Raw genomic sequence first — 17,140 nt, 5'->3', positions numbered from 1 at the left:
TCGGAACACGGAATCGCGCGCCAGCGACCTCCGCCCGGATCGCATCAGGCCGGCACGCCCACCCGCACACCCTTCCCCGCGCCCCCACCCGCATCCAGGAACACCAGCTCGGCACGAGCAGTCTCGCCGGTCGCGGCGTGCAGGGCGCGCACGTAGGCGTCGAGCTGCGGGGCGTAATGGCGGGAGCGGTCGGCGAGGGCTGCGGCATCCGTGACCGCGTCGGTCTTGTAGTCGACGATGACGAGGGAACCGTCGGCGTCGCGGAAGAGCAGGTCGATGAATCCCTCGAGCACGGTGCCGTCGCCCTGGTCGGCGCCGACGTAGAGCTCGCTCCAGTGTTCCGAGGCGAAGGCGCGGCGCACGACGTCGGTCGCGAGCGCCGAGCGCACGTAGGCGGCGACGACCGGGCCGAGGTTCGGGATGCCTTCGGCGAGCGCCTGGGCGACCGCGACCGTGTCGACGAGGTCGGCCGATCCGGCGACGGCCTGCAGGGTTCCGTGCACTGCGCGTCCGATGAGGTTGCCGTAGCGGCCCTTCAGCCAGGGGGCGAGTTCGACGTCGCGCGCGCCTTTCGCGGTGCCTGCGGCGACGGCTGCGGCATCCGGGTCGCTGGAGTCCAGCGCGTCGAGCACAGCCCACACGACCTCGGGTTCGGTGCCTTCGAGGCCCGACGCGGACTGCGCCGACGGGCGCCGCGAGCGTTGCCGCGCGGCATCCGTTTCACTGGCCCACGCCTCGTACGAGGGCGCCGGCGCCAGACCGGCCGGCGCGGCAGCCCCGGCACGCGCACCGCCACGGCCAGACCCAAGCCCAGAAGGCCCAGAAGCCGCAGCCCCAGCAACACCCGAGAACCGCACCACCCCCGGCACCTCCAGCGCCCCGGCCGCCACGAGAATCTCCGCCGGGGTTGCGATCGACGGTCGTTCAGCCCGGTGCAGCGACACCACGAGGTGGTCGCGCGCCCGGGTCGCGGCGACGTAGATCAGGCGGCGGCGTTCTTCGTCGTCCATCTGCTCGTCGAGCGGGGCGGCGTCGGCGAAGTCGTTGGTCTCAATCGGGCCCGAGAGCTTCACGGCGTAGCCGCGGTCCTTCCAGAGCAGGCGCACACCGTTCGAGCGCCGTGGGTGGCTCGTCATGCCCGACAGCACGACCATGCCGAACTCGAGGCCCTTCGCGGCGTGCACGGTCATGATGCGCACGACGTCGAGGTCGGTCTCGGGCAGCAGCGATTCCGCGACGCGGGCCGAGTCGAGGGCCTGGTGCGCCGCCCAGGCGAGGTATTCGCGCAGTCCCCCGTGCTCGACCTCCGACCAGGCGCGCGCTTGGTCGATCACGAATCGCACGCGTCCCCAGTGGTCGCGCACACGCGAGGGGCGTTCGGTGACGGATGCCGCTTCGAGCACTCTGCGGTCGACGGCGAGGGTCGTGAGCAAGTCGGCGGGCGACATCCATCGGCTGCGTCGGGCGAGGTCGCCGAGGTAGGCCATGGATGCTCCGGCGGGCGTGTCGGCGAGCTCGTCGGGCACGGGCGCGCCGACGGTGAAGCTGCCGCCGTCGCGTCGGTAGGCGAAGAGGTCGTCGTCGCCGCATCCGAAGATCGCCGACCGCAGTGCGGTCACGGTCGAGAGCTGGTCGCTCGGGTCGGCGATGGCGCGTGCGGCGGCCATGAGCGAGCGCACCTCGATCGACTGGTAGACGAGCGAGCTCGATTCGGCGCGGTACGGGATGCCCGCGGCATCCAGCGCATCTTCGAGCATCGGCAGCGATGAGCGCGCCGGGATGAGCACGGCGATGTCGCGCGCGGTGATCGGCCGCCAGCGCTCTGCCCGCTCGTCGAACACGGTCCAGCCTTCGTCGAGCGCGGCGGTGATGACGGCGGCGACCTCGGATGCCTCGGCTTCGCGTTGCGGGCCGACGGTCGTCTTGGGCGGGTGGGGGTCGGCGCCGAGCACGGTGACGGGCGGGCCGATCAGCGCACCGCCGTGCGACTCGGCGGCGCGGTGCGGGGCGAGCGCCTCGTAGGCGGGTTGCAGGCCCGGCTGCTCGACGATGACCTGCCCGAACACGGCGTTGACCCAGTCGATCACGGGCGGCACGGTGCGGAAGTTCGTCACGAGCGACACGCGGCGACCGAACCATCCGCCGGCCTCGAGGTAGGTGGCGATGTTCGCGCGCCGGAACCGGTAGATCGACTGCTTCGGGTCCCCCACGACGAACAGTGACCCGGCGGGCACGGCGACGTCGCGCCAGTCGGGCGCGTCGGCCTCGCGACCGCCGGCGATGCGCACCGCGAGTTCGATCTGGATGGGGTCGGTGTCTTGGAACTCGTCGAGCAACAGTCGCGGATACGCGGCCTGCAGCTGGGCGCGCGCCTCGGGGTCACGGCGCAGCAGGTCGCGCGAGGCGACGAGCAGGTCGTGGAATTCGAGCGATCCGGATGCCACGCGCTCGCGCGCACCGTCGAGCACGGCCTGGGCGATCCAGCGGGCGAGCGGGCGCAGCGCGGCATCCGCGTACCGTGCGGTGATCTCAACGGCCTCGGTGGTGAGCGCCTTCGCGTCGGCCTTGAGCGTCGGCAGGTCGGTCCAGTTGGCGCCTCGGCCGCCCTTGCCGGTCTTGAGTGCGGCGAGCGCGCGCACGGCCGTGAACCGCTCGCGATCGTCGACCGCTCGCCGCATCGACTCGACCCACGCGGTCACCGGGTGCACCACATGCACGAGGAACAGGTCGTCGTCGTTGCGACAGTCGGCGGCTGCCTCGCTCAGGAGCACCGCCTGGCGCAGCAGCGCATCGGTGTCGGGCAGCACCACGCCGCGCGTCGGCTCGGCGAGCACGTGCGCCTCGATGAGGTCCCAGTCGCTGCCGAACGCCCTGGCGAGCGAGCGCAGCTGGTCTGGCTTCACGCCCGCTTCGAGGGCGAGCTCGAGCGGTTCGACGAGTTCGTCGTCGTCGAGCAGGCGCCGCCACATCGTCGACCAGCGGTCGTCGAACGCGACCGACGACCCGACCTCGTCGAGCACCTCGACGAGCGGCGGCATGCCCGCCTGGATCGGGAACGCCGCGAGGATGCGCTGCGCGAACGAGTGCAGCGTGCCGATCGGGGCCCCGTCGAGGTCGTCGAGGGCCTGGCGGGCGCGATGCGCGCGTGCGAGATCCGCAGCGCCTGCATCCACTGTGCCCGCATCCGCTGCGCCCCGATGCGCCCGTTCGAACGCCGCGCGCAGCCGGTCGCGCAGTTCGGTGCCCGCCTTCTCGGTGAACGTGACGACGGCGGTCTTCGCGAGCGGCACGCCGTCGCGCAGCACCGAGTTGACCACGCGATCCACGAGGGCCGAGGTCTTGCCCGTGCCGGCGCCGGCGTCGACGAAGAGGCTCTCGCCGAGCTGCTCGCGGATCTCGGCGCGGGCGGCATCGTCGGTCAGGGGCGTGGGCTGCGTCATCCGCGGGCCTCCTGATCGACGGCGGCGGGCTCGGGCGGCAGCGCCGAAGGGTCGATCAGGCCGTACAGGCGGCGGAGCGCGGCATCCGTTCGCTTGCGTTCGCTGGGCCCGCGCACGTGCCCGTAGCCGACGCCGTCGGGGTTGCAGAACGGGCACTGCACGTACATGAAGTCGTCGGTCGCCGGCGGTTTCGCGAGGAAGTGGCCGTCGCGGATGCCGCCCACGAGCGTCGCGAGCGCGTCGGCGTAGGTGCGTTCGAGGGTGTCGTCGAGCACGACAGGGATGCGCGTGCCGTGGTCACGCTTGCCGACGAACCAGTAGGCGGCCTCGACCCGGTCGCGCCCGAAGGCGTCGCGCGCGGCATGCGCGTAGAGCGGCAGCTGGAGCTTGGTGCCGGCAGCGACGGGATCGTTCGAGATGCCCTTGAAGTTGCCGGCGCTGCCGGTCTTGAAGTCGGTGACGAGCAGCGTGCCGTCGAGGGTCTCGTCGACACGGTCGGCGCTGCCGCGCATCGCGACGGCGCCTCCGTCGATCGTGATGCGCACTGGCGGCGCGTCACGCATGCCGAACGGCAGTTCGCTCGCGATGATGCGCGAGTCGCGTTCGGCGTGCGCCTGGTCGTCGATGTCGAGGATGCGATCGAGCGTGCGGTGGAGCGCCTCGCGGTCGGTCGCCCAGAGCCGCGGATGCCCCGTGAGCCCGCGTCGCTCGAAGTCGTCCATGACCTGGTCGGCGATCTCGCGCATGCGCTCGCGGTGCCCGGCAGTCCAGGCCTCACCGTAGCCCGGCAGACTCGGCGACTCGGTGACGAGACGGTCGAGCACGGTGTGGATGATCGATCCGGAGTCCACGGTTCTGAGGCGCAGGATCTCCTCGGGGCTCTCGAGCGGACGCACGCCGAGCAGCCGTTCGACGAAGAACGCGTGCGAGCATCCGGCGTACTTCTCGAGCGCCGTCGGCGAGACCAGTTGGATGCCGCCGGCGTAGTCGGGCAGTCCGTCGACGCCCGCGAGGTTGCCGTCGAAGCGGGTGAAGGCGTCGCCGCGGCGGGCGGCGATGAGGGCGACGGCGGCGGCGAAGGCGGTGTCGCCGGGGAGGGCGGCGTCGGCGTCGTGGTCGTTTCCGGCGGCGTCGGCGGTGGCGTTGCCGTTGGTGCTGGTGCTGGTGCCGGCTGCGCCGATGCGGTCGGCGTCGCGCCGGTCTGCCAGGGTGCGCAGCCGCCACTCCTGCTCGGTGGCGGGGCGGTCGGCTCGGGCGATGCCCGCCCAGTGCGAGGCGACCGAGTGCATCGCCTGACCGGATGCCTCGCTCCAGCGTGTGGCCTCGAGGTCGGGCCTGCCGCTGATCGCCCGCAGGGTCGGCATGAGCCATCGGCTCGGCAGTCGTTCGGCGCCGCGACGCAGGTCGCCGCGGGGGAAGGTGGCGGTGACGCTGGTGGGCGGTGCGTCAGCCGCCGTGCTGCTCGCGCTGTCGGTCATGTCGTCGGTCGTACCGTCGCTCGTACTGTCGATCTTGTCGTCGATCGTGGCGGTGCTCCCGCCCACCGCGAACGCCGCGAGCGGTGCCCGGTGCCGCCGGCGCAGGCGGTCGCGCGCCGTGTCGAGCGCGCCACCGGTCTGCACGCGCAGCGCGTCGGGCAGCAGGGGGTCGACGTGCGCCCGCCCGGGGTAGAGGTCTTCGTCGAGACCGAGCACGAACACGTGATCGACGTCGAGCGAGGGCGCGCTGTCGACGGGTCCGACGAACACGCCGTCGCCGAAGCGCCCGACGCGCGACCGGCGCCCGTCGAGATCGACCTCGAGGATCTCGACGAGATGCTCGAGCGTCGGCGGCATGCCGATGCCGTCGAGCTCGGTGATCGCGCCCAGCGCCTGCTCGATCCCGGTCGCGGCGCGCTGCTCGTCTTCGGGCAGCCGGTTCATGCGGTCGGATCGACCAAGATAGCGGTGGAACAGCTCGAGCGCCCACGCCCCGAACGCCGCCCAATCGGCGAGCTCGCGGCCCGCCGCGAGTCGGGTGCGCAGCTCGGCGACGAACCCGGCGAGCGCCTGCGTCTCGGCGATGGCGCGCTCGCGGTACGCGATCGAGCCGCTGCGGTCGCGGTCGGTGCCGTCGCGCTCGGTGCCGCCAGTGCGCTCCTGTTCGGCCGTCTCCTCGGCGAGCCGCGCCCGCTGCCGGGCCTCGTGGTCGGCGAGCCGCTCGCCCCAATCGCCGGCGGTGACGCCGGCCTCGCGGCTCAGGCGTTCCCATCGCGTGCGGGGCGCGGATGCGGCATCCGCTCGCTCGCTCAACCGAATCGGTGCCCGCCCGAGCCAGTCGAAGAACGCCGCGCGCCGCAGGTCGTCGGGGTCGAGCGCGAGCAGAGTGAGGAACGCGTCGGCCACAGCCCGATCGCGCAGCGCCCGCACGCCGGGACCGTTGGCGGCGATGCCGGCGCCCGCGAGGTGGTCGTGCAGCAGCCGCCCGTACGGCACCTGCTGCGCGTGCAGCACGGCGATGCGGTGCGCAGCGGCGCCGTCGGCCAGCAGCGCCCGCACCTCGCGGATGACGGCCCGTACCTCGTCGTCGGAGTCCGACGCGTGCAGGATGCGGGTGGCGTGGGGCTCGCACGGGTGCTCGGGTGCGCCATCCGTCTCTGCACGAGCGTGTGTCGTGTCGTTCCCGCTCTCGCGCCAGCTCTCGCTCCCGCGCCCGCCGCCGAACGCCGCCACGAGCGGCTCATCGACCTCGGCCACGCCGCACATGCCGAGCAGCACCGTGACCGGGCGTGCCGCCGCGGCATCCATCGCCTCGACGAAGGACCGCTCGACCGGCGACGGCTCATCCGGCAGGTACAGGATCACCTCGCCGAAGCCGTACACGCCGGCGCTGCCGCCGCGGATGAGCCCCGCCGCATCCTCGAGCACGGCGACCTCGTCGCGCCGCCCGTCGAGCGCGATGCGCGTGACCTCGCGGTGCAGGCGCACGAGGTCGGCCCCGAGCTCGCCCAATGCCGCGACCGCGGCGAGCGCCGCGCCATCCGCTTCCCGCAATTCGCCGTGCGCCCGAACGAGCGCCCGCACGGTCGCCGCATGGTGCACGACCGGCTCGAAGCATCCGGCCGCCTCGACCAGTCGGCCGCGCCAGATCGCGGTCAGCCGAGCGGATGTCACGGGCGGCCGCGTCTCCCCCGCCGCCGCGAGCACCTGCTCGGCCACCCGCCGCAACGTGACCACATCGACGGCCGCCACCCCGGGCCGCCCGCCGACCCCACGCGCGAGCGCCCGCCGCGTGCCGACCGCCCCGATGTTGTCACGCACCACGACCGTGACCGGAGCGAGCGGATCGCCCCGCTTCGCGTCGCCGACCACCGCTCTCAGTGCAGCGACGGCCTGGTGCCCGTACAACGTGGTCCGAGTTCGCATCGCCAACGCCACCCCCGTCGCCGACACTAGCAATACGGCCGCGCGCAAACGATGCGGGCCGCGGTGTGGAATGCATCACTCCGCCGGCGAAGCATCCGCATCACCCGCATGCATCGTCGAACCATGGCGACAGTCAGCAAAGCCGAATAGCGTGTGTGGAATGAGCGCGATTTTCAAGACGATCGAATGGAGCGTGAGCTCCCTCGTCGACGGCGTCGATGATGGCACGATCCAGTTGCCCGACCTCCAGCGCCCGTTCGTCTGGCCCGCGCCGAAAGTCCGCGACCTCTTCGATTCGATGTACCGCGGATACCCAGTCGGGGAACTGATGTTCTGGGACGTCGCTGCTGATGGCGAGACGCGAGCTATCAGCGACGCTGCCAAGTTCGGCGCATCCCATCAGATCGTCGATGGACAGCAACGACTTACGAGCCTCTACGCCGCGATGAAGGGTCGCTCGGTCGTCGACGAGAACTACCGCAGCAAAGAAATACGGATCGCCTTCAACCCGTTCACTGAGAAGTTTGAAGTGCGCAACGCGAGCATTGTGAAGTCCGCGCAGTGGGTCGACGACATCTCCTCGTGCTTCGACTCCGCGATCCGTGCGCAGAAGGCATTCATCCGCCGGTACAAGGCAAGCGGTGGCGAACTCACCGAGGACGAAGAAGACGATCTGGGCGACATCTTCGAGCGACTCAGCGACTTGCAGAAGTATCAGTTCGAGGTCGTGCACATTTTGAAGGGCGTGACGAAGGCGACGGTTGCCGACATTTTCGTGCGTATCAACTCCGAGGGCGTGAGCCTCAAGGCTTACGACTACATCCTGACGTGGCTCAGTGTCTTCTGGCCCGAAGGCCGCGACGAGATCGAAGCTTTCGCTCGCGATTCGCGACTCTCGCCTGAGACGGCCTCCCACGTCGCCCATCGCGTCGTTCGATGGACGCCACACAACCCGTTCATCAAGGTGGAGCCCGGCCAGCTGGTGCGGATGGTCGTGGCGGTCGGCCAGAACCGCGGAAAGCTTCCAGACGCGTATGCCGCCTTGCAGGCGAAAGACCGCACCACCGGTTCGGTCGACGCGCTGAAGCAGGAGCGCGAGCTCAACCTGTTGAAGAGCGCACTCCCGATCGTGACCAACCCGCTGCATTGGCAGGAGTTCATTCACGCGATCAAGCTGGCCGGGTTCACCGACCGAAAAGGCATCACATCGTCGACCAACCTGATCACGAGTTACATCCTGTTCCTGTTGGGACGAAGCCGGTTCAAAGTCGGGCTCGAAGCGCTTCGCCCGCTCATTGCGCGATGGTTCTTCATGGCCCAGCTCACGTCTCGCTACACGGGAAGCGGTGAGACTCAGCTGCAGAAGGATCTCGATCGACTCAGCGAAGTCACGGATGGCGACGCGGGAGGGTTCGCGCGCACGCTCGACGACATCATCGCGAACGAGCTCACCTCGGACGTATGGACGTACCGGATTCCCGAGTCGCTCATCACATCAGGGGCGGCGATGTCGCCGTCGTACCAGTGCTACCTGGCCTCGTTGAACAATCTCGGGGCTGACCTCTTCATGATCAGGATGCCGATTTCGCAGTGGATGAACCCGACGATGCCTGCCATCAAGGGAATGGAAGGCCACCATCTCTTTCCACGGAAGTATCAGGAGAATACGCTCGGCACGACGGATCTCAAGCGAATCAATCAGGCGGCGAACTTCGCACCGACCGACTGGGCTACGAACATCCTCATCTCCGACCGGCCTCCGAAGGAGTACTGGGCCGATCTCCTCCGTGATCGTGTAAATGGAGATACCACCTGGCTCGAGCGGCAGCGGTATTGGCACGCCCTTCCCGATGGCTGGGAGGAGCTGGAGTACTCCGAGTTCCTGGCGCAACGGCGAAAGCTCATCGCCCTGGTGATTCGAGATGGGTTCGACCATATCGGGCGGGGTGCCGTGACCATCCCGAGCGTCCCGACCGATGAGACCGCCACGGTGCAGGGCGAACTGCATGCCGAGCTCGACAGCGATGATGCCGTCGAGCTGAGTATCGCCGCACTCGTCGAACTCGGAATCATGCGCATCGGCGACAATCTCGACCCAATCGACGCTTCTCCGATCGACGCCGCAGTCACCGACGATCTCACGCTGCGGATCACCGATTCCGACGGGCGCCAGGAAGATTTCGACACCCTTGACGCCGCAGCCCACAGCCTGGGCCACGACAACGTGAACGGCGTCGATTTCTGGGCGCTCGACGACGATCCGTTCACATCGGTCGCCGAGCGACTTGCAGCGCAGGAGTCTGGCGCCGCTTGAGTTCGCAATAGCTGAAACATCGCAAACGTCCGGAATGACGTTGCTGCGCGTCACTGCCGTCGTTCTGTGACCACACCAGCCCAGACAGGTGCACCCAGGACTGGTGCCACACGAGGAGCCCGCGGGGGCCTTCCGGCGATGGGATGCTCATTCGAGGATCATCCGATTGGAACGCAAGACAATCCGTTTTAGGAGAGCTGCGGGCAGCTCGGGACTGCCGCGAGTGTCGACTTTACGTCCAAGTCCTGACGGCGAAAGCGCCGACCGGCGTTGTCGTTCGGCGCAGTTCTCCGACGCACAAACGTCGACGGGGCAGTATTCGCAGGGATGCAATTCGCGCCGCCGCGATTCATCGAGACTGACCTCGCGACCGCATCCATCATCTGAGTCTGATCAGGGTCGATGCCCGCCCAAGGAGCGCGTCGCCACGCGCTATCACATCGGTGGCCGACTCGACTGCGCTCTCAAGCGCTGTCAACTCCTGCTCTCCGATGGTCTGCGCCGAGATGTCCTCGGTTAGCAGGCTTAGGTCGACGGAGAGTTCCTTCATGGCCTTTCGGGCGGCATCCTTGGCGATGCGGGTGACTTCGGACTCGAGTTGCTGACGCCTTGCGCGCTGGTGCGCCTTGTCGATGCTCGACTGGACCACGTCCTCGATGACACCGGCGAGCTCGATCACGAATGGAAGCGCAGCGGCGCCGATTCCAGCGAACTGACCAAGGTCCATCCCGGACTTGGCGGTGTCGGCTGCTTCAGCAACGGCCCCAGCGGGCTTCTTGACCTTTCGGCTGGCCGCGCGTACCTCATCTGCAGCCTTCAATCCTTCTACGGCCTTGCGGCCGAGTTTCTCGAAACGCGGGGTGAACATCTGCTTGGCCGGAGAGCCATCCGAAGCGGGCTGTGCGTCGGTCGAGTAGAGCGATTCGAAGGTCGCCCAAGCGCGTCCTTGACGCTGGTGGTCAAAGGTCCGAAGCGTGTCCTGCCGAATTCGGGCGATCTCGGCCTGCTGATCGTCCCACCATTCCTCAAGCAGAGGGTCGACGACGTTCTGGATCGCAGACGCGTCAATGCTGGGAGCGGAGATCATTCGAAGCACTGCGGCTTCAGTTGTCCCCTCTACTGAGGCCTGGGCCGCGTCGCGTAGCGTGTATACCCGGCGCTGGAGCGCGTCCCGCTTCTCGATGGAACTCATTGCCGTGTCGCGAGCTGTCACCAGGTCCGCGAGCTCGTTTCGTACGCCTCCAATTTCCGACTCGACCACGCGGCGCCAGTAACGATCTTCTGCCGCCTCGCGGAACCTGGTCATACTGGCGCCACGGAGCTCACTCAGCGCTGCTTGAAGACGATCAATGCCATCCCATCCGCGTGACATATCCCACGTGCCGGGCTCCGGCTCCGGATCGAACGCGCCGAGTTGTCCGTAGTCGGGCACGATCACGTGGATGGGGGCGGCGTCGTCGAGTCGCAAGGACTCTCGGAGTTCCGTGCGCTTTCGCTCCCCCCACGCGAGGAAGCTCGTCGGGTCCAGCGTCGGATCGACACCGCCCTCATCCGCCCTCGAGATCAGGAACCAGACGCCGCCAGCCGGCCAATCTTCCGCGAGAACCTCTAGAAGCTCGTCTCGTTCGCCCGTCGGTAGCTGAGGGTTCAGGGTCACCAGCAGGACGTCGGTCAGCCCCAGACTGTCGCGGGCTACCCGTGAGTTCTCAAGGGAACGCAAGTCTGCACCCTGCGGCGAAAGCCCTGGTGTATCGCGTATCGAAACGCCAGAGAATTCGACCAGGTGGTTGTCGAAGGTTTCGTGCCGCGCGCTGATGGTCACCCAGTCCGGGACTTCTTGTCCGGCATCAACGAGCAGGCGCCGCAAGATCGAACTTTTGCCTGTGTCGAATGCGCCGAACAGCGTGGCAACAGGGGTTTCGATCTGCGAGAACTCGACCCATCTCCCGTCGAGTTCGCTTACGGCGGCATCTCCCGAGACCTCGCCCACCCATGCTCGCAGTCGTCCGGTCGTTATGGAGGTCATGCGACAGTCCTCTCCTTCTTCCCAACAGCCAATTCGGCACCAGCTGCCTGAAGTAGGTCGAGCTGGTTGATGCTCTGCGCGAGTGCGTGAGCGTGTTCCCGTTGAAGCGCTGTCTCGCTCCGGAGTCGGGCGAGCTCATCCATGAACTGCGCATCGCACTGTCGGAGATAGTTGATCGGCCCATCCGGATCGGCGAGAAGGTCGTCGATCACGACCTCGGCGGTGGAACGAACGTGTTCCGCTGCCGTTGTCCGCGCCCGCTCTCGTCGCTCTTGCTGGACCTGATCGTTCACGAACTCGACGATGTCGAATGCCACTGCGACGACGCCCAAGATCGCCGCAGCCTTACCGACCTTCGCCCCGAGTTTCACAGCTCCCCAAGGCTTGAATTTGAACTGCATTGCCTTGCCGATTGCGTAGACCGCATCTCGGTTTCCCAGAGCGCGGCCGACTTGGTGAGCACCGTGCACGACTCTGGCGGCCGCACCGATCCCCTCGCCAAAGGCGGCTCCCCTGCCGTCATCGGCGACGGGAAGGCCAGAGGGATCGATCGTGAAGTCGATTCGACGCAACTCTCTGTCCAACTCCGAGGAGTGTCGTCTCCACCAGTCGTCGAGGTCGCGCTCGATGATCGATTGCTGGGAATGGAGCGCACTCTCAAGTCTGGGGTCGTCCCACCAGGTCTGGAGGCGCTTCGTAACAGAGGTCACCTCGGACGGCGCGGCTCCGACGGCTTCCTCCACCATCTCACGCGCATGCTCTTCGACGGCGCTTCGGATCCGGCGTTCGGTGGAGCGTGTCAGAAGACGGAGCTCCGCCAGAGACGTCTCCGCAAGTTGGCCAAGTCGCATGGCGATCGCAACCGCCTGTTCAGTCTCTGCGACCTGCGCCCTCAGGCGATGAACGATCGACATCACTGACGAGCGACCGCGATCCAGCGCTGCCGCCGCCGATAGTCCGGCCCTTGTTTCTGCCTCGATCGTGAGGAGCGGGCCAGCCAGCGCTGCCACACCGTCCCATAGTCGAGCCTCCGACGGGTAGTCCGTGGCGGTAACGGGGTTGCGGTCTCCGACCAACCCATATGGGTCGGCAGACAGCGGCAACACGATCGCCTGCTCGGCACTGATCCCCTTCGATCGAAGAATGCTCCGCAGCTCTTCGACCTTCCTGCGTGTTCGTCCAAGGAACTCGCGCGACGCGTGCTGGGGGTCGGAGCCGACCTCATCGCTCCGTCCGATGACGTAGACCGTTCGAGCAGCCTTCCCAATCCTCCACTCGTCGCCGAGGAGCATCCGCTCCAAGGGCGTACTGTCACCGATGAGCAAGTTGACATGGAGGACGACGATGAGAAGGGCCGCGTTCCTCGATGCTTCGACGGCCGCATCGTCGTGGCCCAGTCGTCCGCTCTGAAGCCCAGGGACGTCCACGAGGATCAGGGATCCGACTGGATACGAGCTCGCAGCGTCGGTCGCTGCGCCCCCGGCAACGTGCAACCCCGAGGGTGTCGTGACACCTGCCTCAGCGAGAAGGCGCTTGATCAGGCTGGACTTCCCAGAGCTGTAGTCTCCGAGCGCCACGACATGCGGCGCTTCGCGAAGAAGCGTCCTGGCAGTAACAAGTTCTGCACGCTCGCTCTCATCCAGCGCGCCTGCCGAGAGCGCTCGATCAAACCATGCTTCGACCTCCTCCGCTTGGCTCAACAGGGAGGCATCACGAAGAAAGCTGACGAACTGTGATCGGTCGCGTGCTGCGACAAGCTGATACCGGTCGCGGTCCTGGTCGGAGTATTGATCGGGCGTCGAGTCTCCGTCCTCAGGCAGCAACCAGTCTTCGCCGAGGAGGAGCGCGTCGAGACTTGGTGGATCCCATCCGCGATGGCGAGTGATCATGCGATCAGTGGCGCGACGAATGATGTCGGCGGCGCTGTTCGCGACAGGTTGTTCAGTTGCCTGATACCTAAGCCATTCCGCTTCGGCCCGCAGTGTTGCACAGCCGACGCGTCGGTGATGCGCATCCCGAATGAGCGCGTCAAGCTCCGCTGCCGCACTCTCTCTGCATGCCGACAAGAGCCGCGCGAGTTGCTCTGACTCGCACGAGTCGTAGTAGGAGTTGACCACTCCGCGTGCCGCTGCAATGGCGCTTGCTCGTGCCGTGACGCGCCTGGACTCGGCTGCCTTGCGTGCCTTCCGACCGAAGAAGCCAGTCACGGCGCTCAGGACGCCCGTGCCAACCACGATTAGTCCTGCCACCCAACCGGCAGGATTCCAGAAGTTGGTTACAGCCAAGATGCCCAAGGCAGCGCTTGCGGCGCCGGACAAGAGACCAAGACCGCGCAGGATGTTGGCACCGAAGCGGTGTCCGCGGCCGGCACTACCTCTGACGGCTACCGTGGTCCGCTCGATGAGATCGATGTTGATCTGTGCATCCCGTGCCGCGATACCGAGGTTGGTTGAAAGAAACTCATTGGCACGGCTCGCAACGTCGTTCAGCACCGAGGTGAGGGCGCGATCATCTAAGACCGCGCTCTCGAACTCGTTGTCTTTCACCGTGCGGTTGTCGCCGAATGCATCAAGGATGAGCGTTGCGGCTTCCCGAAGCGATTGCTTTCGCAGGCGGTAGAGGTGTGATTTCAGAAGCTGCCTGACGTGGCCTTCGAGCTGCCCGAGCACGGGCGCGGTGAATGGCTCACCCCTTGCTGCCTCGAGCTGTCTGAGCGGGTCGGTGCCGGAAGTTGGAGGTTCGGGATACCCGAGGTTGCTCAACCAGGCAGAGATCGTTGCTTCGAAGACTTCAGCACGCTGCAACTCATGCGCGGAGATCCGATCGACTTCGTCGGCCAGTTCCAATAGCCGCGCTCGGAAGCCTTCGCGCAACGCAACGAGGCGGAGATCTCCGGCGCCTTCGAGGATGCACGCCGATATCAGCTCCTCCAGGGCAGGAAGGTTCGACCATTGCTCCAAGTGGTCGATCCCGTACGCCGAGCGATTCAACGTTAGCTCCGTTGCCCCGGTGCCGAGGAATGGCAGCTTGGCGCGCGCCATGAGCGCCCGACTGGAGTTCAGCGCCACAACGGGAACGCCGGGGAGGCCGATGGCCTCCAGTTCGCTTGTGATCGTGTCGGTGTGCTGTCGTGCGGTGGCGGATAGTTGTGTGCGGTGCCCGATCTTCGGTGTGCGGGCGGGATGCCGCCAGAGGGTGTTCCGCATGTTGAGCACCGCGATTGCGGGCTTGCCATACGCCCGTACCCAGTCGGCGACCTTCGCGAACTCTGACGCTTGGGGTCCCTGACTGTCGAAGCAGAGCAGCACGATGTCCGCAACCTGAACAGCCTCGCGAGCTGTGTTCTCGAGGCTGGTGCGGGATTGCGTCCGGCCCCAGCCGTTGATGCCGGGGGTGTCGTAGAGGCGGCATCCATTCCAGTCGAGGGAGCGTACGTCGGTCGTGAAATCGCTCCTGCCGTCGGACACGAGCTCACCATCGAGTCCGCCCAACGCAGAGAGGAGCGTGCTCTTGCCGGCTCCCGTGCGTCCGAAGAAGACGAGGTTGAAGGTCGAGCCAGCGCCACGACGTTCGGCAAGACGATCCTTGAGGTCGCCCACGACACCGTCAAGGAGCGTGAAGAAACCATCCCCAGTCTTCGTGGCGCTTGGGGTCGAGAAAGAGAGGGCGTTCCAGGCGCCGAGCAATCGGGAGCTCGCCTCATCGACGATGCCCTCGAGCCGAGCCAGCTCGTCTGACCCCGACTGGATGGCATGCGCGATCGCTTCAGAGAGATCGGGGCTCTCCTCCTCGGCGTTGGCCGACATCAGTCTGACGTGTCCCGCATGTACGTGATCCCGAACGCCCGAACCTGACGGAACTCCTGACGGCTCGTGCCGAAGTCGAACCAGCCTCCTTCGGACTTCTGGAAGATGTCGAGGCCGCGGCCGAGGTTGATCCGCCATCCGGTGTCGGTTCGGATCCACCGATCGTGGCCACCGGGATCCTTCGCCATGTTGACCTTCACACCCTGCTGAGCGGCGCCCTGCACGATGTCGCTGAGCATCTGCAGTTGCTTCGGTTGGTAGTCGGGATCGTCGTGGAGCACGGTGAACACGTTGACGGTCACCTCGTCTGCCGGGTCTTTGGCCGTGGCGATGAGCGCGAGCAGCTCGACGAGATTGCGGCCTTGGTGCCCCAGGCGGATGTATGGGTCGTGCAGTTCAATCTCGGCTGCCCCGCGGAGGTACGGCATGAGCAACGCCTCGTAGGAGATGCCTCGCTGGTTCTCGACGAAGTCCCGCTGTCCTTGAAACAGTTCCGCCTCAGCTGCTGTGGGTGCCAGCACGGACGCCGATGCCGCGGTCGAAGTCGTCGGCATCGCAGTATCGGCTGATGCTTCGCCTGCAGGGGCGGGAGGACGGCCGCGATGGTAGTGCGCCGGGTACTCGTCCTCTTCAAGCGTCGTCACCGTCGACCACCCACCACCGACGGCGTCGTAGCCGAAGTTCACCGCGGCCATCGTCGAATCGATCCTCAGAATCTGGTCCTTGACGCGCTTGCGTCCCTCGATCGCGAACCGCAGGATCTCTTTGATCTCCTCGCGGGTGGCCTGCTCGTGTGGGAACAGTAGCTTCATCAGTCCGGAGAAGGTCTTGTGGATCCCGTCCCGGTCACGAGTGGAGATGTCCGACCCGAGGGTGAAGTGCTGCTGGTAGCGGTCGGAGTAGTCGAGGTTGCGCATCGACTTGAGCACTTCGGCGATGTAGTCGACGACGAATCCGTACCCGCTCGAGAACATCTCATTGCGGATGGTGTCGACCTCCCAACCGGGAATGTAGAAGTGCAAACGATCGAGGTAAGCCGGGTCATGGTAGCTCTCGGGCAGCTCGTCGAACAGGTCGGAGTGCTTGAGCATGTACGGAACGGTGTGGGACGTGTTGCCGACGAACACCATGGATGCCTCGGCGCCGAGAGTCTCGACACCACGGGAGAACGACTTGTTCGCCATGTAGTTCTTCATGATGTCGACGAGCGCCTTATCGGTGCGCTTCTTCTTCCCCGCGAACTCATCGAACGCCACGACGTCCCAATACCCGACGAGGCCAAGACGCCCGTTCGCGTTGTTCACGAACAGCTTCGGCACGGTGACTTCGCCGCCCGAGATGAGCATGCCGTGCGGTGAGAACTCCGAGTAGATGTGCGACTTACCGGTGCCCTTAGGGCCGAGCTCGACGAGGTTGTAGTTGCGCTCCACGAACGGGATCAGGCGCACGAGCTGCAGCAGCTTGGCGCGTCGGCCGAACTTGTCTGGGTCGAACCCGATCGACTGGATGAGGAGGTCGATCCACTCGTCGGTCGTGAACTTCGCGCGCGCGTCGAGGTATCCGGCGTAGTCGAAGTTCGACATCTGGATCGGCTTCAACGAGCCGAGAATCCACGGCGAGACCCGAGCATCTTCGGTGTGGAAGTACTCGACGTCGCAAAGGCACCAAACTCCGCCTACGAGCAGCTTCTGGTGGGCGTTGACGGTAGCGGAGTCCACGACAACGTTGCTGATACCGAGGTTCGCGAAGGTGGCCTGGTAGACGTCGTCCTTCTCGTTCAGGGTCACGCTGACCTTGTCGATGACGCGGTAGCGTCCGCGCTCTTTGATCTTCGACTTGACGAGCTCTGACTCGTTGCGGTGCACGTAGTGCTGCGCGAGGATGTCGCGCACCTTGTCGATGCCCGCCTGAATGGTGGCTTCGTCGTCGGATGCCGCGTACTGGCCGAGCAGGTACTCCAGCACGTACGAAGGCACGATGGCGTTGCCCTTGACCGTCTTGACGAGGTCCTTTCGGACAACCGCCCCGGCGAAGTGCTCGTTGATCTTTCGATCCAGATCGCTCGGCTCACCGCCCGAGGACGTACCGGGGTCGAAGTCCTCCTCCAAGGACGCAACCTGGGTGAGGTCGATGCTGTCGCTCAACTTTGC

Annotated in this window: 6 protein-coding genes; 1 reads left to right on the top strand and 5 read right to left on the bottom strand. The window is 66.6% G+C overall.

Translation table 11 applies throughout. The annotated features are described in order from the left end of the window. Positions 1-44: 44 nt before the first annotated feature. Positions 45-3,440 carry a UvrD-helicase domain-containing protein gene (locus GQQ92_RS10870; protein WP_156999279.1) on the bottom strand — a complete coding sequence of 1,132 codons (3,396 nt, stop codon included), beginning with the start codon at positions 3,438-3,440 and terminating at the stop codon, positions 45-47. Further along, positions 3,437-6,790: a PD-(D/E)XK nuclease family protein gene (locus tag GQQ92_RS10865; RefSeq protein WP_156999278.1), complete on the bottom strand. Its 3,354-nt coding sequence runs from the start codon at positions 6,788-6,790 to the stop codon at positions 3,437-3,439. Before GQQ92_RS10865 ends, GQQ92_RS10870 begins: the two co-directional genes overlap by 4 nt. A 214-nt stretch (positions 6,791-7,004) precedes the next feature. Between GQQ92_RS10865 and GQQ92_RS10860 the strand changes: the two genes are divergently transcribed. Next, on the top strand, positions 7,005-9,158 hold the full coding sequence (locus tag GQQ92_RS10860; RefSeq protein ID WP_156999277.1) for a GmrSD restriction endonuclease domain-containing protein: 2,154 nt from the start codon (positions 7,005-7,007) through the stop codon (positions 9,156-9,158). A gap of 379 nt (positions 9,159-9,537) precedes the next feature. Here the strand turns inward: GQQ92_RS10860 and GQQ92_RS10855 are convergent, their stop codons facing one another. From GQQ92_RS10855 to brxL, 3 genes are read right to left on the bottom strand one after another with little or no spacing between them, the layout of a single operon-like run. Next, entirely contained in the window at positions 9,538-11,184 is a 1,647-nt protein-coding gene (locus GQQ92_RS10855; RefSeq protein ID WP_156999276.1) for a GTPase domain-containing protein, read from the bottom strand. After that, complete coding sequence (locus tag GQQ92_RS10850) at positions 11,181-14,990, bottom strand: GTPase (protein ID WP_156999275.1); 3,810 nt, start codon at positions 14,988-14,990, stop codon at positions 11,181-11,183. The genes GQQ92_RS10855 and GQQ92_RS10850 overlap by 4 nt, the downstream gene beginning before the upstream one ends. Then, the gene (brxL, locus tag GQQ92_RS10845) at positions 14,990-17,134 is read right to left on the bottom strand and encodes a BREX system Lon protease-like protein BrxL (RefSeq protein ID WP_308206762.1); all 2,145 of its coding nucleotides are present in this window, start codon (positions 17,132-17,134) and stop codon (positions 14,990-14,992) included. The genes GQQ92_RS10850 and brxL overlap by 1 nt, the downstream gene beginning before the upstream one ends. Between the last annotated feature and the right edge of the window lie 6 nt (positions 17,135-17,140).

The organism is Agromyces terreus (assembly GCF_009749465.1).
Lineage (GTDB): Bacteria > Actinomycetota > Actinomycetes > Actinomycetales > Microbacteriaceae > Agromyces > Agromyces terreus.
Note: the sequence above shows the minus strand (reverse complement) of the source record. Positions and strands in the feature narration are given on the sequence as shown.